We start from the raw sequence: 19,546 nt of genomic DNA, 5'->3' as shown, positions 1-19,546 counted from the left end.
GATAAGAGCACGTTTGATGAAAAAAAGATTTGGGCTTCTATTACTCTGCGTAATTTCCATTACAGCTCAGGCACAATATCGAGCAGAAAAGGTGATGGAAAGTTTATTGGTACCGTGGAGTATAAGTTTCTTAAATGAAAGCCAAGCCTTTGTGACCGAACGCAATGGGAAAATTTTGCTCGTTGATTTGAGCAAAGGGACAAAGACGGAATTACTTCAAATTGAAGATGTTGCAGCACAAGGACAAGGCGGCCTGCTTGACATTGCCCTCTCTCCCTATGATCCCCAAACGTTTTACTTCACTTACAGTAAACGAACGAATACTGGCGCAGATACCACATTAGCCGTAGCAAAATTCAATGGCGATAAAGTGACCCAGTGGAATAATTTGTTGGTCACCACGTCAAACTCTGACACTTCCCGCCACTTTGGCAGCCGGATCAGTTTTATTGATAAGCATCTGTTTTTCACCGTGGGAGATAGAGGTAAAAGGCCCAATGGTCAGGATCTTTCTACCCATGCAGGAAGTATTCTTCGTCTCAATTTAGATGGTACGGTTCCTCAGGATAACCCGTTTGTCGGAGTCAGAAATGCACGCCCAGAGATCTGGAGTTATGGACACCGAAATCCTCAAGGCTTGTTCTTTGATCCACAAACTCAACACTTATGGGAAATTGAACACGGCCCTCGCGGTGGTGATGAAATAAACCTCATCAAGAAAGGCGCTAACTACGGCTGGGCAAAAACCTCTTATGGTAAGGAGTATTGGGGACCATTAGATGTGGGCGAAAGCAAAGAAGCGGAAGGTATTGAATCCCCCGCCAAGGTTTATATTCCTTCCATCGCTCCAAGTGGTTTATTACTCTACCGAGGCGATCGCTACCCTAAACTCAACGGCAAACTCTTAACCGGAGCTTTGAAACTCACACACATCAATGTAATTACCATGGATGAGAACCAATCAGCGATTAAAGAAGAGAGATTACTGGAAGATCTGCAAGAGCGAATCAGAGATATCAAACTCTCCCCTGACGGCTGGATCTATTTCACTACCGACAGCGGCAACATATATCGCCTAATGCCTGACAGTTAAAATGAATGATAAATTACAGACATAAAAAAACCTCGAAATAATCGAGGCTTTTTTATTCTGTAGCGACACACGAGGTTCCCGTTCTTTTGAACTAATAGGCGTGACCTCAACCTTGGCAAGGTTTGCGCTCTACTAAATGAGATTGTCGACTCTGAATTTTAGGCATAAAAAAACCTCGAAACAATCGAGGCTTTTTTATTCTGGAGCAACGCACGAGGTTCCCATTCTTTTGAACTAATAGGCGTGACCTCAACCTTGGCAAGGTTTGCGCTCTACCAAATGAGATTGTCGACTCTGAATTTTAGGCATAAAAAAACCTCGAAACAATCGAGGCTTTCTTATTCTGGAGCGACACACGAGGTTCGAACTCGTGACCTCAACCTTGGCAAGGTTGCGCTCTACCAACTGAGCTAGTGTCGCAATTTGTATGGTGCCCCGGGCCGGACTTGAACCGGCACGACTCGAAAGTCGAGGGATTTTAAATCCCTTGTGTCTACCAATTTCACCACCAGGGCACACAATTCTTTTTGATGACTTTTGCCATCTTGATACCGCGTTATGCCATATCAATTTAATTTGGAGCGACACACGAGGTTCGAACTCGTGACCTCAACCTTGGCAAGGTTGCGCTCTACCAACTGAGCTAGTGTCGCAATGGAGGCGCGTACCGGAATCGAACCGATGTACACGGATTTGCAATCCGGTGCATAACCACTCTGCTAACGCGCCTTCGACTTCAAGAAGCTCGCTTTAATCTAGCGTTCCTCTTGAGTACGGGATGCATTCTACGGATTCGATGGAATGAGTCAACACAATTTTTTTGATTTTAAATCGTTTGTCTATTTTGCGTTCAAAAAGCACCAAATTGGTCAATTTGTTAGCAAAAAAGCTTATGTTTTCCACGAGATAACTGAAATAGACAACCACGAAACTAGCGCTTGCATCCCCTGATACAACGAAAGCTAAAACGCCGAGAATAAAAAAACGGGCTTACGCCCGTTTCTATCTGTCTAGTGGTTTTCTTCGTCGAGAAGATCGTCTTTGGCAGCCATCAAATATTGCGCCATCGACCAGTAAGTTAAGAAAGTTGCAATATACAGTGCACCGTAACCTAACCAAACCATCCAGTCATCGTAGCGCCAGATAAGTACCCAGAGGGCAAACATTTGCGTTAAGGTCTTTACTTTACCAATCCAAGAAACAGCGACACTTGCGCGCTTGCCTATTTCTGCCATCCATTCACGCAACGCGGAAATAATGATTTCACGGGCGATCATGGTCACTGCCGGAATGGTAATCCAGATATTGTGGTAGTACTCAGTAATTAAAATTAAAGCTGTTGCTACAAGTACTTTATCGGCCACTGGGTCAATAAATGCGCCGAAACGCGAAGTTTGACCTAGTTTACGTGCCAACATCCCATCAAGCCAGTCAGTAAAACCAGCTACCCAGAACACCATTGCAGCAGCAAAAGGAGCCCATTGATACGGAAGATAGAACACGACAACAAATACTGGGATCAGAAAAAGTCGTAGTAAAGACAGAATGTTGGGAATATTAAAACGCATATTATAAGGCTCTTGTCGGCTGCCGCTTAATGGTGCTGTATTTTCGTTATTGTTTCAATGCCTGATAAATATTTTCTGCCAAAGAATTACTGATTCCTGGCACTTTGGCAATTTCTTCGACAGTTGCTCGTTTCAACTCTTGAAGCCCACCCATATATTTGAGCAAAGCTTGGCGACGTTTTGGACCTACCCCTTCAATACCTTCTAACGCACTGGTGCGGCGAGTTTTGCCTCGTTTCGCTCTGTGTCCGGCGATAGCATGGTTATGGCTTTCGTCGCGAATATGCTGAATTAAATGCAGCGCAGGCGCATCACTCGGCATATTGAATTCATCGCCATCAACGGTAATCAGCGTCTCAAGCCCCGGTTTACGGGTAACACCTTTGGCAATACCAATCAGCCTTGGGCGTTTGGGCCAATCTTCCCAACACTTAGCAATTACTTCATGGGCACGGTTAAGCTGACCTTTGCCACCATCAATAAATATAATGTCGGGAATTTTTTCAACATCTAGCTGTTTTGAATATCGACGTTCTAACACCTGCCCCATCGCGGCATAGTCATCACCACCGGTAATACCCGTGATGTTGTAACGACGATATTCCTGTTTCAGAGGCCCTTCATGGTTAAACACAACGCAAGACGCAATGGTACTCTCACCCATGGTATGGGAAATATCAAAACACTCCATACGGCTGATGTTATCCATGTCGAGTTCTTCTTGCAGCGCTTTAAAGCGCTGGTTGATCGTCATCTTGTGGTTAATCTTGGTCGTAATCGCCGTTAACGCATTGGTATTCGACAATTTCAAATAACGGGCTCGTGTTCCAGTAGGATTCACATGGAAAGTGATCTTTCTGCCTGCAACTTGCTGTAATGCCTCGCGCAAAGGAACAGAATCTTCTAACAGACCTTCATTGAGGATGATTCGAGTTGGTATCGTCCGCGCTTCATTGTGATTCAAGTAGTACTGACTGAGAAAACTCTCAAACACTTCCTCTTGAGAAGTATTGTTTGGAATTTTGGGGAAGTGGCTGCGACTACCGAGAATTTTCCCCTGACGAATCATTAAGATATGAATACAGGCGATGCCATTTTCCTGCGCAAAACCCAGCACATCCATATCATCCATGCTGTCTTCAGAAACAAACTGCTGTTCTTGAACACGGCGGATAGCCTGAATCTGATCGCGATATTTTGCCGCCTGCTCAAACCGTAACTGTTGGCTGGCGTTTTCCATCTTCTCGATAAGAATTTCGAGAACCTGTTTATCCTTCCCTTGCAGAAAGTAACGGACATAATCCACTAGCTCAGCATACTCTTGATCGGAAATAATGCTTTTTACGCACGGGCCAGCACAGCGGCCAATCTGATACATCAAGCATGGACGGGTTCGGTTGCTATAAACCGTATCTTCACATTGGCGTACTGGAAATATTTTCTGAATCAAGTGCAATGTTTCGCGCACTGCTCCAGCATCAGGATAAGGACCGAAGTATTCACCTTTGCGCTTTTTAGCACCACGATGCAGTGACAAACGCGGGTGTTTGTGTCCGCTGATAAAAATATAAGGGTATGACTTATCATCACGCAGTAATACGTTGTATTTCGGCAAATACTGCTTGATGTAGTTATGTTCGAGGATCAACGCTTCCGTTTCGGTATGAGTAACCGTTACGTCAATCTTGGCAATGTTACTGACCAGAGCACGCGTTTTTTCACTGTCGATTTTTTTACGGAAATAACTGGAAAGGCGTTTTTTAAGGTCTTTGGCTTTACCGACATAAATAACATCAGCATCGGCGTTATACATACGATAAACGCCGGGCTGATCAGTTACTGTCTTTAGAAAAGAGACCGAGTCGAACACTTCTGACACTAGAGTTTCTCTGTGTCTAGCATTCCATGTCGAATAGCTAAGTGAGTCAACTCTACATCACCACCGATATCCAGCTTGGCAAACAAGCGATAGCGGTAACTGTTGACCGTTTTTGGACTCAGATTCAACTGCTCAGAAATATCGGTAACTTTTTGTCCTTTGGTGATCATCATCATGATCTGAAGTTCACGTTCAGACAAATCGGCAAATGGGTTTTCAGAAGCAGGTGAAAATTGACTTAAAGCCATTTGCTGCGCTATTTCTGGAGAGATATAACGTTGGCCACTGTTCACAACACGAATAGCGTTAACCATTTCGTCTGGAGCGGCACCTTTTGTTAAATAGCCCGCTGCCCCAGCCTGCATGACTTTTGTTGGGAACGGGTTTTCAGTATGTACTGTTAATACGATGATTTTTACGTCTGGATTCACGCGTAAAATTTTCTTGGTAGCCTCTAACCCACCAATGCCCGGCATGTTCATATCCATTAACACGACATCAGCATGGTTGTTACGACACCATTTTACCGCTTCTTCACCGCTATCAGCTTCCCCTGCTATGTTCATTCCACGGACGTCTTCAATAATACGTCGTATCCCTGTGCGAACCAGCTCGTGATCATCTACAAGGAAAACACTAATCACTCTTGTATCTCCACACTTATCTATTTGGCTCTGCACCCACCGAGGTAGTGGATAACAGCTTGGCTGCCTAGTCTAACTTAAAATTGGATTTTTTCTCACACTGAATATGTGCTCAAACCCAAACTTTAGCAAGCACTTATTTATAGGCATTGCCACAAATTGAGAATTTATAAAAATATCAACTCTTTGAACAACCAGACAAACATATCAGGGTATTCTTACATTAAAAGTGACTTTTATAGGAAGTTTGAGCGAGCTCTTGTTCTGTTCAAGAGATCGTTACCTTATCGCATACGTTTTAAGCAAGACGTATCGATTCTGCTATTTAGTTAACTTTTTGCTATTATGCCCACCAAGATAAACCGCAGGCTCACTCTCTCGCTCGGAACAACCATTTGACTATTCAGCAAGGCTTTCTGCTTACAAGGCAATCACGAGACATACAAGGTAAAACTCACATCGAGCTTTGGCTTGCTACGGACTCAGGGCCGACTCAATTAATCATCAAAGATGAAAAGCCGGTGTTTTTTCTTGAGCAAACGTCTGTAGAGCAGGCAAATCAACTTCTTGCAGCAAACAAACTCTCCGCAAACATTCGTAACCTTGAAATGTTGTCGTTTGAACAACAACCGTTGGCGGCCTGCTATTGCGACACAATTCAACAAGCCAATGCCTTAAAGACACTGTTTGAACAAGCAGACATCCTGATTCTTGAGTCGGATATCAAACTGGCTGATCGTTTTCTTATGGAACGATTCATCCAAGGCGGTATTACCTTTACCGGTGATTTCACACGCTACCCGAACTATCAGAGAGTCTTCAACGCCAAGTGTAAAGCGGGAGATTACACGCCAAAGCTGAAAGTAGTTTCGTTGGATTTAGAGTGTTCTGAGAAAGGCATTCTCTATTCTATTGGTCTAGATAGCCCGATGGATAGCCGCGTTATCATGATCGGCGAACCGCAAGATGCAGAGACCAATATTCAGTGGGTATCAAGCGAATATGAATTGCTGCAAGCATTGTGTGCTTGGTTTGAACAATATGATCCAGACGTTATTGTCGGCTGGAGTGTTATCGATTTTGACTTTCGACTGCTGCACAAGCGAGCGGAGTGGCACAACATGAAGCTGATGCTCGGCAGAGGCAATCAGCCGAGCTTTTTCCGCAGCGCGAGCCAAACTCAACAAGGGTTTATTACCATACCTGGACGTGTGGTCTTGGATGGTATAGATACGCTGAAAACCGCCACGTATCAGTTTCGTTCTTGGTCGCTAGAATCGGTTTCTCAGGAGCTGCTTGGCGAAGGCAAAGACATTCACAATGTTCACGATCGTATGGATGAAATTAACCGTATGTATCGGCACGACAAGCCTTCACTAGCAAAATACAACTTACAAGACTGCGTGCTGGTAAATAAGATTTTCCAGCACACTCACCTACTCGATTTCGCTATTGAGCGCTCAAAACTGACTGGCGTTGAATTGGATCGCATCGGTGGTTCTGTTGCCGCATTTACCAACTTATATCTTCCACAGCTACATCGTGCTGGCTACGCCGCACCAAACTTACATTCAGAAAACTGGTTAGCAAGTCCGGGCGGCTATGTTATGGATTCCCTGCCAGGGTTATATGACTCTGTGCTGGTGCTGGATTTTAAAAGTCTATATCCATCGATTATTCGCTCATTCCTAATAGACCCATTAGGTTTAATCGAAGGTCTAAAATTGGAAATAGGTAATGGCGATGACCAAGCTGTACCGGGTTTTCGTGGTGGTCAATTCCACCGCAGCAAACATTTTCTACCACAGATGATTGAAAACCTGTGGGCTGCCAGAGATATTGCCAAGAAGAACAACGACAAAGCCTTCTCTCAAGCGATTAAAATCATCATGAACTCTTTCTATGGTGTATTGGGTTCTTCAGGTTGCCGTTTCTTCGATACTCGCCTTGCTTCCAGCATTACCATGCGCGGTCATGAAATCATGAAACAGACCAAAGTTCTGGTTGAGGAGCAAGGTTACCAAGTGATTTATGGCGATACGGACTCAACCTTTGTCTCACTTGGGCATGAGCACAGCCAAGCTGATGCGGACGAAATCGGTAAAAAGCTGGTCGCTCATATTAACCAGTGGTGGACATCGCATTTAAAGCAGAACTATGCGCTTACCTCTAAATTGGAAATCGAATACGAAACTCACTATCGCAAATTTTTGATGCCGACGATCCGCGGCTCAGAAACTGGCTCTAAAAAACGCTATGCAGGCCTGATTGGTGAGGGTGACCAAGAGCGAATGGTATTCAAAGGACTTGAAAGTGCCAGAACCGATTGGACACCACTCGCACAGCGCTTTCAACACACCTTATACTCAATGATTTTCCACGGCGAAAGCCCTGATAGCTATGTTCGTCAAGTCGTTGAAGATACCCTTGCGGGTAAATTTGATGATGAACTGGTCTATCAGAAACGTTTGCGCAGAAAACTTCATGAGTATCAGAAAAACGTGCCACCACAAGTACGTGCAGCCCGCATGGCTGATGAGATCAACGCTCAGTTAGGCAGACCGTTACAGTATCAAAACCGTGGAAGAATAGAATATATGATGACTCTCAACGGCCCAGAGCCAAAAGAGTACCTAAAAAGCCGCATTGATTATCAGCACTACATTGATAAGCAGCTAAAGCCTGTCGCGGATGCAATTTTGCCCTTTGTCGGTTTGCAGTTCGAAGCCATTAGTCTGCCGCAGTTAGGGCTCTTCTAACTGACTTTCTAGGCTTGTGTTTTGGGAGGAGAGGTTTGTACGTAGTTGATAAAATCCTCAGGCTTCAAAGAACGGCTGAACAACCAGCCTTGAATGGATAAGTTCGGGTGATCGGTAATAGCATCTAACTGCTGCTGGGTTTCTACCCCTTCAACCACAACCGCTAAATCAAGCTCTGTAGCGACAGATTGCAAACTGGCAAAGACCTTTCTCCCTCTTTGCGTATCCAAAGCCAGCACAAACGAGCGGTCAATTTTGATCGCATCAATATCAAAGCGATTGAGATAGCTAAGCGACGAGTAACCCGTACCAAAATCATCAATGTAGATTTTCACTTTCATAGCGTGCAGACGTTCTAATGCACGTTGCAGCGCTTGTTCTTCCACCAGCAATGTCTCTTCGGTAATTTCAACGTGGATCTGATCACTGACCTCACCAATCGCAGAGATAATTTTCTCCAGATACTCATCATCAACCAATGTGTGGGGAGTGATATTAACGCTCACAGGCACATAAATGCCCAATTGGTTCCAATACACTATGTCTTTTGCCACTCGTTTGAATACCCACAAATCCATATCTTTCATCAATCCGGCGCTTTCTAACCAAGGCAGAAAACTGCTCGGTGGTAACAGATTTCCTTGGTCATCCATCGCTCTTACCAGCGCCTCACAACCGACTACCGCACCGCTATGTTTTGCAACCTGAGGTTGATACTCCAAACAAAACTCTTTTTGGCTCATGTTCTGGATTTGTTTTTCAACACGCGCTTGATGATGCTCTTTTTGCTGTGCAAGGATAATTGGATCATCCGTTAACGTTTTGGCTTCTTCCTGACGGCGCATATAGGTAGTGTCGAGTGAGGCAATACGAATCTCTCGTTCACCCAACACCTTATTGGTCGCTTTTACCGCAGGCAGATAAATCAAAATTCCCACCGCAAGATTAAGAGCCTGTAAAGCCACAGAGTGCCAATCACCGTGAGTGGCGATCAGTGCATTGACCAACACTGGAGCGTTAAAAGGCACAGAGACGGAAGGAATTGGCACCCAACCAAGATTAACCGCGGTTAAACCGATGATGACATTCGCCAGTGGAGCCAATAAAAATGGTAAAAACAGACGAGGGTTAAAGATGATGGGTAAACCAAATAGCAAAATCTCATTCACGTTGATTAAACCGATGGGGATGCTCGCTATCGCTATAAGACGCAGTGTTTTTTGTCTGGAAAACAACAGTAGAGCAATCACCAAAGACAAGGTCGAGCCACTTCCGCCAATAAATACAAATGTGCCCATAAACGACAGGTTCATAACATAAGGCGCAGTGCCTCCTGCCGCTACCGTGGAATAAGTTAAGTCGCTGGCTTGTTGTAATAACTCAACCATGGGCAGTAAGGCGTAATAGCCATGAATACCCAAAAACCACAAGGTTGAATTTAACACTGCAAACACGGAGCCAAAGATATAAGGATTATTGGCATAATCGAAGGTCAGCAGATTATCGAAAGAAAAAAGCGACAGTCCTTTGAGAATGACAAAGTTCACCAGTATCACCATCGCCAAGGTAATGATTGCAGGCAGCACAAGGTTTAGCGATTCCTTCACCATGGCACCAGCGCTTTCTGATGAAGTAACATGCAAAGCTTTGAGAGAAAACAGATAGGCAATCAAAGGGATAGCGTATAGCGGCGTCACGATTGCCATAACAATATAGAGCATTTCAAGCGTGCTATCGGTTTTGATCAACGAAGCGCTAATCACCAGATAAAGAATGCTCAACAAAGCCATCGGTGGTCTGGGAATTCGCCACTGCATTGCAAGCAAGTAAGATATCGTTGCCGTCATCAGATAGGGAAAGACATCACCGACCGCGCTGTTCATGTCATAGAAAGCTTGTACCCATGTCGGGCGACTTCCGATGTAGAACTCAGCGATACAAGCGACAAAAAGAGCGAGCGAAGAGAGCATCAAACAGGGAATTAGCCAAATCATACCCTGTCGAATGGCATGCATAGAGGAATGCCCATATTTCAGTACACGACCGAACAGATAACTTGGCTTTTCTTTGAGACTAACTGGCATACAACTGCTCCACCAACCCCTACTCTCTAAAGTTAGCACAGCAAAAAATTAACTATCGAATTAGTTCGTTATATTGAGAAATTTATTTCTAATCGAATCATTAACCGATGCGAAATTCCGTTTTTTGATACTGCTGAACCAACCAAGGTCCAAAGCTATCCAGCAAGCCAATCACAGAGCGCTTGGGGATAACTCGGTCTTTCAATAGCAGACCTAAGCGGTCAACTTCTAGCTTCATTTCGGGATGGTAGCGGAGGAAGTTCTGACCACACTCGACAGGATCATCAAACCACTTCTTATCTTTGTACATAACAAGAGAGTAACTTGCTCTCAGCAGTTTTTTCGCCATCTGCTTTTGTGCTTTTAGCTGCTCTTGAGGTGTATTGGCTTTCACTATTTTAGCGCGAAGTGCTGGTACCCAATCCGAGATATCCATATTCCAGTGCTTGGCGATTTCCCAGCTCGGTTCAAAATCGCCAAAACATTCCGCCAAGTTGTCGCCGTAAACACAGACACAACAGTGTCTGAGCATAAAACCCCAAGTAAAAATGCTGTCTAAGGTAGCTATCTCGTCGACCAGAGCCGTCTTGATATTGACATCGGTTATAAACGGGAAGCTCTTTTGGAATCGCCAGCGAATCGTATTAAGCAAAGTCACTTTACGATCTTCAAAAGGTCGTTTGGTAACAATCACCACGTCCATATTTGACTGACCCGCTACTGCTGTTTTCCTCGCAACACTGCCGTACAGATAGATACTGTGCAATGCGTCCCCCACTCCCGCGCGTAAGAAACGAACTAAGTCGTCAACAGCGGGTTGGAACTCAGGTTGAAAAGGCTGTTTAGGGTCAATAACCATAAGCGTCATGAACGAGTGTTAGCTCCATAGAGTGAAGAGGCCGTTTATGTTCCCTTAAGCACGGGCGTGAATCAATAGCTTAGACGCTTTGTGAAGCGTGAAATACAAATTTAATGCATTATTCTCATCTCAAGTTGCAGTCAGATATTCCTTTTCTAGCTTGGCTATATGTATAATGCGCCGAAACGAAAAACGAAGGATAAGACTCCATGCCAAAGGCAAGTGAACTTAAAAAAGGTTTTGCGATCGTATCAAACGGCAAAACATTACTAATCAAAGATATCGAAGTAACAACACCGGGTGGCCGTGGTGGTTCTAAGATCTACAAACTACGTTGTACAGATCTAAACACTGGCGCTCGTGTTGATGAGCGTTACAAGTCAGACGACTTCCTAGATACCGTTGACATGAACAAACGTAACATCTCTTTTTCTTACGTTGATGGCGACGAGTACATCTTCATGGACAATGAAGATTACTCTCAATTCAACTTCAAGAAAGCAGACATCGAAGAAGAGTGCTTGTTCATCACTGAAGAAATTCAAGGTATGCAAGTTGTGCTTGTTGATGGCAAACCTGTTGCTATCGAACTGCCTTCTTCTGTTGAAATGGTTATCGAAGAAACTGACCCTTCAATCAAAGGTGCTTCAGCTTCAGCTCGTTCTAAACCAGCACGTTTTGCTACTGGTTTAACTGTTCAAGTTCCAGAATACATCGCTAGTGGCGAGCGCGTTGTTATCAACACGACTGAACGTAAGTTCATGAGCCGAGCATAATATGTCTGAATTGATCTCATTAGACGACGCAATCGAAGCTGCATACGACATTTTCTTAGAAATGGCTCCTGACAATCTGGAACCCGTTGATGTGATTCTGTTCACCGCTCAATTTGATGATCGCGGTGCAGCAGAAGTCGTAGAAATTGGCGACGACTGGGTAGAACAAGTAGGTTTTGAATTTGATAAAGAAACTTACGCGGAAGTCCGTATTGGCCTCGTCAATGAAGACAATGATGAACTGGATGACGTATTCGCACGAATGCTCATCAGCCTCGATCCAGACCATAAAGCTTGTCATATGATGTGGAAACGCGATTAATCGCAATCTCCGTATCATCAAGTGTCAAACGCCAGCCCTAGGGTTGGCGTTTTTTTATCTCTGTAACTTTATCTCTGTAACAGTGAGCGCATTATTCCACTAGCTCGTATTGGATCACGTACAACGATTCAATTCCCGGATAAATATCATTAATCACTTGCTTTAACTGAGGCAAAGTCATGTTCTCCTGCTCAGCGTGAAATTCATTGAGATCAGAAAACAGTACGGGGTCAACTGACTTAATCTTTAAACGGCAGAACCAACGCCCCTCTTCCAATGTGCTTACATCAACCACTGAACCGGGTTGATAGTCTTTTTCACTTTCATCACGAATAGTAATTACTTTTTTGCCTGAGAGAATATCGGCTTCAAAACGGGCGAAAAATGTCATTGTGGTAGGAAATTGCATAACTTATCTCTAGCGCAAAAGGAGTGACTCATCCAGCTTGATAGAACAAAGCTAAGCTGGACGGGAACAAAAACAAACAATTGAAGGAGTATACAATTAGATGATACTTTGTGCCCTATCACATAAATAAAAATTTATTTACTTCAATTGCATAAAGAGAAAATCTGCCATTGCATTTTTCTTTTAAGTCGTAAAGTATTTGTATATTCAATTAAACTTTGAGCACAGCATGTCTTCATCACCACTTTATACACAGATCAAACACTATATTCTCGACAAGATTAATTCTGGTCATTGGCCTGTTGGTCACCGCATCAGTACTGAACTTGAACTGACCGAGCAATTTAATGTCAGCCGTATGACGGTGAATAAAGCGATCCGAGATTTGGTGTCTGAAGGTAAACTGCAACGCCGCCCTCGCCTAGGTACTTTTGTGTGTGTACCTGAAGAGAAAGCTGAATCACCCCTGTTAGATATCCGCAATATTGCTGACGAAGTATTAAGCCGTGGTAAGCAATACCACAGTAAGGTTTTACAACAACGTGCTATCGTTGCTGATGAAAATGTCGCGATAAAGTTAGGCATTATGGTCGGCAGCAATGTGTTTTACAGTGAAATTCTGCATTACGCCAATGACACACCATTGCAACTTGAAATCCGTTGGGTAAACAGTCGTTATGCGCCGAATTATCTCGAACAGGATTTTTCGCAAATCACCCCTAACCAATACCTGTCAGCGAACTGTCCGTTAAGCGCTATCGAGCACACCGTTGAAGCTATCGTTCCTGATAGCCACATCAAAGCCTCTCTGGAACTGAGCAGCAATGAGCCGTGTTTACTTCTTAACCGTCGCACTTGGAGTGAAGACAAGTTGGTTAGCTCTGCACTTCTCTACCATCCGGGTTCAAAATATAAACTCACGTCAAAGGTTTTATTAAACGAGAAATAAAATTCTCACATTTTCACAACATTCTTCTTGATAAAAACATTCAATTGCACTATTAATTGTATATACATTTAAACATACAAATAAAACTGCAATACGTTACGACCCACTCGATAACGATCGTCTAAAGAAGTAGGAATGTTATGGAACTCGTTTTAACTAACGCTCGCATCGCCAGCATGGAAGCTGGAACCGAAGGCTACCAACCAAGTCAGCCGAAAACGATCGTCATCAAGAATGGACGTATTGAAGCCATTACCAATCAAAGCGTCGATACGATACATAGCTTTGTGGTTGATTGCACAGGTAAGCTGGTTACTCCGGGTCTTATTGATGCTCATACCCACCTTATCTTTGAAGGTAATCGCGCCAATGAATTCGAAATGCGTCTGCAAGGTGTGCCTTATCAGACCATCGCAGCGCAAGGTGGCGGTATTCTTTCTACCGTTAACGCCACACGTAAAGCTTCAATTTGCCAGTTAGTGGAAACGGCTCTGCCAAGATTAGACGGACTGCTGCAAAGTGGTGTCACTTCTGTTGAAGTGAAATCTGGTTATGGCCTGACACTGGAAGATGAAATTAAGATGCTGAAAGCCGCGAAAGAGCTTGAGCAGCATCGTCGAATAAAAATCACAACAACGTTACTGGCGGCTCACGCACTCCCTCCTGAATATAAAGACCGCCCAGACGATTACATCGAGCATATCTGCCAAAAGATAATCCCTCTGGTTGCAGAGCAAGAGCTCGCCACCAGCGTGGATGTGTTCTGTGAGTCGATTGGCTTTAATCTAGAGCAGACCGAAAAAGTATTCCGCAGCGCTATCGAGCATGGCTTAAAGGTGAAAGGTCACACAGAGCAGCTTTCTAACCTCGGCGGAACAGCTTTAACCGCTCGCTATAACGGCTTATCCGCAGACCATATTGAATATCTTGATGAACAGGGTGTTGAAGCACTGGCACAGTCGGGCACGGTTGCAATGCTGCTTCCTGGCGCATTCTATTTCCTACGCGAAACGCAAAAGCCACCGATTGAACTGCTTCGCCAACATAAGGTTCCTATGGCTTTGGCTACGGATATCAACCCAGGCACCTCTCCCTTTGCAGACTTAACGCTGATGATGAATATGGGCTGCACTCTGTTTGGATTAACACCTGAAGAGAGTTTGCGTGGTGTGACTTGCCATGCAGCAAAAGCTCTGGGTTATGGCGATTCTCGCGGTCAGGTTTCTGTTGGTTTCGACGCTGACCTATCCATCTGGAACATCGATCACCCTGCAGATCTCAGTTACCAAGTGGGCGTACCACGCTTGTACGCTCGCATCGTGGATGGCGCCATCTGCAACGACTAACTCTAAACAAATTTTTTGCGCGTAGTGGCTAAACCCTCACCGCTACGCAGTTAAATCTCAGCTTACGCAGAGAAACGATTTACTCAAGCTCCACGGAAACCGAGCTTAAACCAAATGATGTTTGGCACTCAAAAGGCCAAATCGATTAATGATGAAAAGGAGTCTCACATGACGCAGCACCAAAACCAAGGTTCACGTCTTGATACTAGCCGCACTATTCGTGCACCACACGGAACCACACTTCGTGCAAAATCTTGGTTAACTGAAGCGCCGCTTCGTATGTTGATGAACAACTTAGACCCAGATGTAGCCGAACACCCACATGCACTTGTGGTTTATGGTGGTATCGGCCGCGCTGCGCGTAACTGGGAATGTTACGACAAAATCGTTGAAGTTCTAGAGCGCCTAGAAGAAGACCAAACTTTGGTTGTTCAATCAGGTAAACCTGTGGGTGTGTTCCCTACACACAAAAATGCCCCACGCGTACTGATTGCAAACTCAAACCTTGTTCCTCACTGGGCAAACTGGGAGCACTTCAACAAGCTGGATAAAGAAGGCTTGATGATGTACGGACAAATGACCGCAGGTTCTTGGATCTACATCGGTTCACAAGGCATCGTCCAAGGTACTTACGAGACTTTCGTTGCGGTTGCTAAAAAGCACTTCAACGGCGAAGCAAAAGGTCGTTGGGTTCTGACTGGCGGTCTTGGCGGTATGGGTGGTGCTCAGCCTCTAGCGGCGACCATGGCTGGTTTCTCTATGATCGCTGTTGAATGTGATGAATCACGTATCGATTACCGACTACGTACACGTTACGTTGATAAGAAAGCAACAAGCCTAGATGAAGCATTAGCGATCATCAACGAATCTGATGAGCCAGTATCTGTCGGTCTACTAGGTAACGCTGCGGATATTTTCCAAAAGTTGGTTGATCGCAACATCACACCAGACGTAGTAACAGACCAAACGTCTGCACACGACCCGCTAAATGGCTACCTACCACAAGGTTGGAGCATGGAATACGCTGCTGAAATGCGTAACAGCGACGAAGCAAAAGTAGTGAAAGCAGCAAAAGCATCAATGGCGGTACAAGTACGTGCAATGCTTGAGCTACAAGCTCGCGGCGCTGCGACTCTGGACTACGGCAACAACATCCGTCAAATGGCGTTGGAAGAAGGCGTAGAAAACGCATTCGACTTCCCAGGTTTCGTTCCAGCTTATATCCGCCCACTATTCTGTGAAGGTATTGGTCCATTCCGTTGGGCTGCGCTGTCTGGTGACCCAGAAGATATCTACAAAACAGACCAAAAAGTTAAAGAACTGATCCCAGATAACCCTCACCTACACAACTGGCTGGATATGGCTCGTGAGCGCATCAGCTTCCAAGGCCTACCAGCTCGTATCTGTTGGGTTGGTCTGAAAGATCGTGAGCGTCTAGGTCAGGCATTTAACGAAATGGTGAAGAATGGCGAACTTAAAGCCCCTATCGTCATTGGTCGTGACCATCTAGACTCAGGTTCAGTAGCAAGCCCTAACCGTGAAACCGAAGGTATGATGGATGGTTCAGATGCGGTTTCTGACTGGCCACTACTGAACGCACTGCTTAACACGGCAGGCGGCGCAACTTGGGTTTCTCTGCACCACGGTGGTGGCGTAGGCATGGGTTTCTCTCAACATTCTGGTATGGTGATTTGTTGTGACGGTACTCAAGACGCTTCTGAGCGTATCGCTCGCGTTCTTCACAACGACCCAGCAACGGGTGTTATGCGTCACGCAGATGCCGGTTACGATATCGCAAAACGCTGTGCAAAAGAGCAAAAACTTGACCTACCAATGCTCAATGAAGAGCTGGCTAAACTGAAGTAAGGACATCATAAATGTTAAATTTAGTCATTAAACCGGGCACTCTAACGCTAAACCAACTGCGTAACGTTAGCCGTTCTCCTGTGATTCTTTCTCTTGATCCAGAAGCCATTCCAGCTATCGAGCGCAGCACTAAAGTAGTTGAACAAGTGATTGCTGAAGGTCGCACTGTTTACGGCATCAACACAGGTTTTGGTTTGCTAGCAAACACCAAAATTGCCCCTGAAGATTTAGAAACGCTACAAAGAAGTATTGTTCTGTCTCACGCGGCAGGTATTGGGAAATTCATGTCAGACGAAACCGTTCGCCTGATGATGGTTCTGAAAATCAACAGCTTAGCGCGTGGTTTTTCTGGTATTCGTTTAGAAGTTCTAGAAGCACTGATGACGCTGGTTAACAACCAAGTTTACCCATGTGTTCCTAAAAAAGGTTCTGTCGGTGCATCCGGTGACCTAGCACCTCTGGCTCATATGAGCACAGTTCTTCTTGGCGAAGGTCAAGCGCGTCATAATGGTGAAATTATCTCGGGCTTAGAAGCACTGAAGCTTGCTGGTTTGTCTCCAATCACTCTTGCTCCAAAAGAAGGTCTTGCTCTGCTCAATGGTACTCAAGCATCAACAGCGTTTGCGCTTGAAGGCCTATTTATGGCAGAAGACTTGTTTGCCTCCGCAACCGTATGTGGTGCGATGTCAGTTGAAGCCGCACTCGGCAGCCGTCGTCCTTTTGATCACCGTATCCACGAAGTACGCGGTCACCAAGGTCAAATTGACGCAGCAGCGGCATACCGTCACTTGCTGGATGAAACCAGTGAAATTGGTCAGTCACATACTTCATGTGAAAAGGTTCAGGACCCATATTCACTGCGTTGCCAGCCTCAGGTGATGGGTGCATGCTTAACTCAAATCCGTAACGCGGCAGATATTCTGCAAACGGAAGCAAACTCTGTTTCAGACAACCCATTGGTATTTGCAGAAGATGGCGACATCATCTCTGGTGGTAACTTCCACGCTGAACCTGTGGCAATGGCAGCAGATAACCTAGCGCTTGCTATCGCTGAAATTGGTAGCTTGTCAGAGCGCCGTATGGCTCTGCTTATCGACAGCGCACTGAGCAAACTGCCTCCGTTCCTAGTCGATAACGGCGGTGTAAACTCAGGCTTTATGATTGCGCAGGTTACTGCCGCAGCACTTGCAAGTGAGAACAAAACACTGGCTCACCCTGCATCTGTAGACAGTTTGCCAACCTCAGCAAACCAAGAAGACCACGTCTCTATGGCTACCTTTGCTGGTCGCCGCCTACGCGATATGAGTGAGAACACTCGCGGTATCTTGGCGGTTGAATACTTATCGTCGGCTCAAGGTTTGGATTTCCGCGCACCGAATAAATCTTCAGCTCGCGTTGAAGAAGCGAAGCAAATCCTGCGTGATAAAGTACCGTTCTATGATAAAGACCGTTACTTCTCACCAGATATTGAACAAGCGAATACGTTGCTTGAACTGGCGGTTCACAACCACCTGATGCCAGCAAATATTTTACCAAGTCTTCAATAATCTAAACCGGTAACTAGAGCCCTTCGGGGCTCTTTTTTAACTGTTCTGCACCTAATTTGACTGATTGGACCATTAAAAAAACTTTAGCAGTTATAATCCACGCAGTTTTTGTGAAATAGCGTAAATTATGTTTCTAACACCATACTTCTCAAGCCAAGATAAACAATTCCAATTCACTCGCGAACAAGCTAGCCATTTCGCGAAAAAAGTGGCGGGTGACTACAACCCTATTCACGATGAAGACAGCAAGCGCTTCTGTGTACCGGGTGATCTCCTATTCGCAGTGTTGCTACAAAAAGAAGGCATCAGCAAAAAGATGCGCTTTAAGTTTTCTGGCATGGTGAACGACGGTATTGCTCTGCACATTGAAAACAAGTGCGAAAAAGAGAGCGCCGTGGTTGATGAAGCAGGTAAAGAATATCTGCACATGAGCCGAGAAGGTGAAGTTAGCCACAATCCAGCATTCATTGAACACGTTGTTACTAATTACGTTCAGTTCTCTGGTATGAACTTCCCCCATATCATGGTGCCTTTGATGGAAGAACAACAGATGATGATTAACCCTCAGCGTCCGTTGGTTATCTATGAAAGCATGGAAGTGGAATTTGATCGTCTAGACCTGACACACCCAGAAGTGGAATACACTGGCGCAACTTTCGATGTGGATGGTAAGCGCGGCGTAGTTACAATGACTTTCGCATTTAAAGAAGAAGGCGTGGTTGTCGGTCACGGCGTGAAACGCATGGTTGCAAGTGGTCTGAAACCTTACGAACAAAGTGAAATTGACGATCTAGTGAATCGCTTTAACGAACGCAAAGAGACCTTTTTAGCTCAGCTTGCAGCTTAAATCGTCCTAAAGAATAACCTAGCCCTACTCCATTGAGTGGGGCTTTTTATTTACCTCACAAGCAGATTTGCTTTAAATCCAGCGCCGGACACGGGTTTTATAGTCAACATAAGGCTGACCAAAAATCTGCGTTAAGGTGCGCTCTTCTGGCTCTATCTGAAAACGGTTCATATACCAAACGAAACCAACACAGGTAAGAAAACTCAAACCATTCTGTTGCCAGTAAGCAAAACCAATTAATAACAGCAGCAACCCTAAATACATGGGATTACGTGAATAGTGAAAGATGCCGCTTTCTACTATGCTCGTGGCTTGATGGGGTTTTGTCGGGTTTACCGTTGTTTTCGCTTTACGAAACTCATAAATACCAGCAATACCAATAAAACCCGAAAGCACAAAACAGATGCTCCAGACTACGCCGACATAGGGCAATGGTACATGAGCAAACGTAAAGATATGAGCAAAGCGATTAATCAGTACCATAGCAATCAAAAACACGGCTACTGGCGGAATTTTGAGTTCCAGTCGATGCATTGGTTTTCTCCGTTAGCACACATTCAATTGATAAACTTAATTGTCTAATAATGATAGATAAAAT

At 44.8% G+C, this 19,546-nt stretch carries 16 protein-coding genes and 4 tRNA genes; 9 read left to right on the top strand and 11 right to left on the bottom strand.

The window, feature by feature from the left end; all coding sequences use genetic code 11:
* Positions 1-16: 16 nt before the first annotated feature.
* Positions 17-1,093: a PQQ-dependent sugar dehydrogenase gene (locus AAGA51_RS06015; protein ID WP_042488436.1), complete on the top strand. Its 1,077-nt coding sequence runs from the start codon at positions 17-19 to the stop codon at positions 1,091-1,093.
* Between the two features lie 344 nt (positions 1,094-1,437).
* Here the strand turns inward: AAGA51_RS06015 and AAGA51_RS06010 are convergent.
* From AAGA51_RS06010 to uvrY, 7 genes are all read right to left on the bottom strand, one after another.
* Positions 1,438-1,513 (bottom strand) — tRNA-Gly (locus AAGA51_RS06010).
* A gap of 8 nt (positions 1,514-1,521) precedes the next feature.
* Positions 1,522-1,608, bottom strand: a tRNA-Leu gene (locus AAGA51_RS06005).
* A 62-nt stretch (positions 1,609-1,670) separates the two neighbouring features.
* Positions 1,671-1,746, bottom strand: a tRNA-Gly gene (locus AAGA51_RS06000).
* A gap of 2 nt (positions 1,747-1,748) precedes the next feature.
* Positions 1,749-1,822, bottom strand: a tRNA-Cys gene (locus AAGA51_RS05995).
* Between the two features lie 281 nt (positions 1,823-2,103).
* Positions 2,104-2,661 (bottom strand): CDP-diacylglycerol--glycerol-3-phosphate 3-phosphatidyltransferase, encoded by a 558-nt coding sequence (gene pgsA / locus AAGA51_RS05990; protein WP_042488433.1) that lies wholly within the window; start codon positions 2,659-2,661, stop codon positions 2,104-2,106.
* Positions 2,662-2,707: 46 nt separating this feature from the next.
* On the bottom strand, positions 2,708-4,540 hold the full coding sequence (uvrC, locus tag AAGA51_RS05985; RefSeq protein WP_042488429.1) for an excinuclease ABC subunit UvrC: 1,833 nt from the start codon (positions 4,538-4,540) through the stop codon (positions 2,708-2,710).
* Positions 4,540-5,184, bottom strand: a complete 645-nt coding sequence (uvrY, locus tag AAGA51_RS05980; RefSeq protein WP_042488427.1) for a UvrY/SirA/GacA family response regulator transcription factor — start codon at positions 5,182-5,184, stop codon at positions 4,540-4,542. The genes uvrC and uvrY overlap by 1 nt, the downstream gene beginning before the upstream one ends.
* Before the next feature lie 395 nt (positions 5,185-5,579).
* Here uvrY and AAGA51_RS05975 point away from each other — a divergent pair, with 395 nt between their 5' ends.
* Complete coding sequence (locus tag AAGA51_RS05975) at positions 5,580-7,943, top strand: DNA polymerase II (RefSeq protein ID WP_042488424.1); 2,364 nt, start codon at positions 5,580-5,582, stop codon at positions 7,941-7,943.
* An 8-nt stretch (positions 7,944-7,951) separates the two neighbouring features.
* Here AAGA51_RS05975 and AAGA51_RS05970 read toward each other — a convergent pair whose 3' ends face one another.
* Positions 7,952-9,958: an EAL domain-containing protein gene (locus AAGA51_RS05970; RefSeq protein WP_081878751.1), complete on the bottom strand. Its 2,007-nt coding sequence runs from the start codon at positions 9,956-9,958 to the stop codon at positions 7,952-7,954.
* Positions 9,959-10,127: 169 nt separating this feature from the next.
* Positions 10,128-10,895: a nucleotidyltransferase domain-containing protein gene (locus tag AAGA51_RS05965; RefSeq protein ID WP_042488418.1), complete on the bottom strand. Its 768-nt coding sequence runs from the start codon at positions 10,893-10,895 to the stop codon at positions 10,128-10,130.
* Between the two features lie 200 nt (positions 10,896-11,095).
* Here AAGA51_RS05965 and yeiP point away from each other — a divergent pair, with 200 nt between their 5' ends.
* Both yeiP and AAGA51_RS05955 read left to right on the top strand, forming a co-directional pair.
* Positions 11,096-11,662, top strand: a complete 567-nt coding sequence (gene yeiP, locus AAGA51_RS05960) for an elongation factor P-like protein YeiP (protein ID WP_042488415.1) — start codon at positions 11,096-11,098, stop codon at positions 11,660-11,662.
* 1 nt (position 11,663) lies between these two features.
* Positions 11,664-11,984, top strand: a complete 321-nt coding sequence (locus tag AAGA51_RS05955) for an HI1450 family dsDNA-mimic protein (RefSeq protein WP_042488411.1) — start codon at positions 11,664-11,666, stop codon at positions 11,982-11,984.
* Between the two features lie 91 nt (positions 11,985-12,075).
* Here AAGA51_RS05955 and yqfB read toward each other — a convergent pair whose 3' ends face one another.
* Positions 12,076-12,393, bottom strand: a complete 318-nt coding sequence (gene yqfB / locus AAGA51_RS05950; RefSeq protein WP_042488408.1) for a N(4)-acetylcytidine aminohydrolase — start codon at positions 12,391-12,393, stop codon at positions 12,076-12,078.
* 229 nt (positions 12,394-12,622) lie between these two features.
* Between yqfB and hutC the strand changes: the two genes are divergently transcribed.
* From hutC to AAGA51_RS05925, 5 genes are all read left to right on the top strand, one after another.
* Positions 12,623-13,342, top strand: a complete 720-nt coding sequence (hutC, locus tag AAGA51_RS05945; RefSeq protein WP_042488404.1) for a histidine utilization repressor — start codon at positions 12,623-12,625, stop codon at positions 13,340-13,342.
* A 140-nt stretch (positions 13,343-13,482) separates the two neighbouring features.
* Positions 13,483-14,688, top strand: coding sequence for an imidazolonepropionase (gene hutI / locus AAGA51_RS05940; protein WP_042488401.1), 1,206 nt, complete (start codon positions 13,483-13,485; stop codon positions 14,686-14,688).
* 168 nt (positions 14,689-14,856) lie between these two features.
* Entirely contained in the window at positions 14,857-16,554 is a 1,698-nt protein-coding gene (gene hutU, locus AAGA51_RS05935; RefSeq protein ID WP_042488398.1) for a urocanate hydratase, read from the top strand.
* Between the two features lie 11 nt (positions 16,555-16,565).
* On the top strand, positions 16,566-18,101 hold the full coding sequence (gene hutH, locus AAGA51_RS05930) for a histidine ammonia-lyase (protein ID WP_042488395.1): 1,536 nt from the start codon (positions 16,566-16,568) through the stop codon (positions 18,099-18,101).
* A 127-nt stretch (positions 18,102-18,228) separates the two neighbouring features.
* Positions 18,229-18,948: a DUF3581 domain-containing protein gene (locus AAGA51_RS05925; RefSeq protein ID WP_042488394.1), complete on the top strand. Its 720-nt coding sequence runs from the start codon at positions 18,229-18,231 to the stop codon at positions 18,946-18,948.
* A gap of 72 nt (positions 18,949-19,020) precedes the next feature.
* Here AAGA51_RS05925 and AAGA51_RS05920 read toward each other — a convergent pair whose 3' ends face one another.
* Positions 19,021-19,482: a methyltransferase family protein gene (locus AAGA51_RS05920; RefSeq protein ID WP_042488391.1), complete on the bottom strand. Its 462-nt coding sequence runs from the start codon at positions 19,480-19,482 to the stop codon at positions 19,021-19,023.
* Between the last annotated feature and the right edge of the window lie 64 nt (positions 19,483-19,546).

The sequence above is a fragment of the Vibrio diazotrophicus genome (assembly GCF_038452265.1).
Lineage (GTDB): Bacteria > Pseudomonadota > Gammaproteobacteria > Enterobacterales > Vibrionaceae > Vibrio > Vibrio diazotrophicus.
The sequence above is the reverse complement of the archived record's forward strand: the minus strand, read 5'-3'. Positions and strand labels throughout refer to the sequence as shown.

What these genes read in the sequence shown, in the direction of transcription:
- AAGA51_RS06015 (WP_042488436.1), top strand. Translation starts at nt 17, where the DNA reads ATGAAAAAAAGATTTGGGCTTCTATTACTCTGCGTAATTTCCATTACA.
- pgsA (WP_042488433.1), bottom strand. Translation starts at nt 2,661, where the DNA reads ATGCGTTTTAATATTCCCAACATTCTGTCTTTACTACGACTTTTTCTG.
- AAGA51_RS05970 (WP_081878751.1), bottom strand. Translation starts at nt 9,958, where the DNA reads ATGCATGCCATTCGACAGGGTATGATTTGGCTAATTCCCTGTTTGATG.
- AAGA51_RS05965 (WP_042488418.1), bottom strand. Translation starts at nt 10,895, where the DNA reads ATGACGCTTATGGTTATTGACCCTAAACAGCCTTTTCAACCTGAGTTC.
- yeiP (WP_042488415.1), top strand. Translation starts at nt 11,096, where the DNA reads ATGCCAAAGGCAAGTGAACTTAAAAAAGGTTTTGCGATCGTATCAAAC.
- AAGA51_RS05955 (WP_042488411.1), top strand. Translation starts at nt 11,664, where the DNA reads ATGTCTGAATTGATCTCATTAGACGACGCAATCGAAGCTGCATACGAC.
- yqfB (WP_042488408.1), bottom strand. Translation starts at nt 12,393, where the DNA reads ATGCAATTTCCTACCACAATGACATTTTTCGCCCGTTTTGAAGCCGAT.
- hutC (WP_042488404.1), top strand. Translation starts at nt 12,623, where the DNA reads ATGTCTTCATCACCACTTTATACACAGATCAAACACTATATTCTCGAC.
- hutI (WP_042488401.1), top strand. Translation starts at nt 13,483, where the DNA reads ATGGAACTCGTTTTAACTAACGCTCGCATCGCCAGCATGGAAGCTGGA.
- hutU (WP_042488398.1), top strand. Translation starts at nt 14,857, where the DNA reads ATGACGCAGCACCAAAACCAAGGTTCACGTCTTGATACTAGCCGCACT.
- hutH (WP_042488395.1), top strand. Translation starts at nt 16,566, where the DNA reads ATGTTAAATTTAGTCATTAAACCGGGCACTCTAACGCTAAACCAACTG.
- AAGA51_RS05925 (WP_042488394.1), top strand. Translation starts at nt 18,229, where the DNA reads ATGTTTCTAACACCATACTTCTCAAGCCAAGATAAACAATTCCAATTC.
- AAGA51_RS05920 (WP_042488391.1), bottom strand. Translation starts at nt 19,482, where the DNA reads ATGCATCGACTGGAACTCAAAATTCCGCCAGTAGCCGTGTTTTTGATT.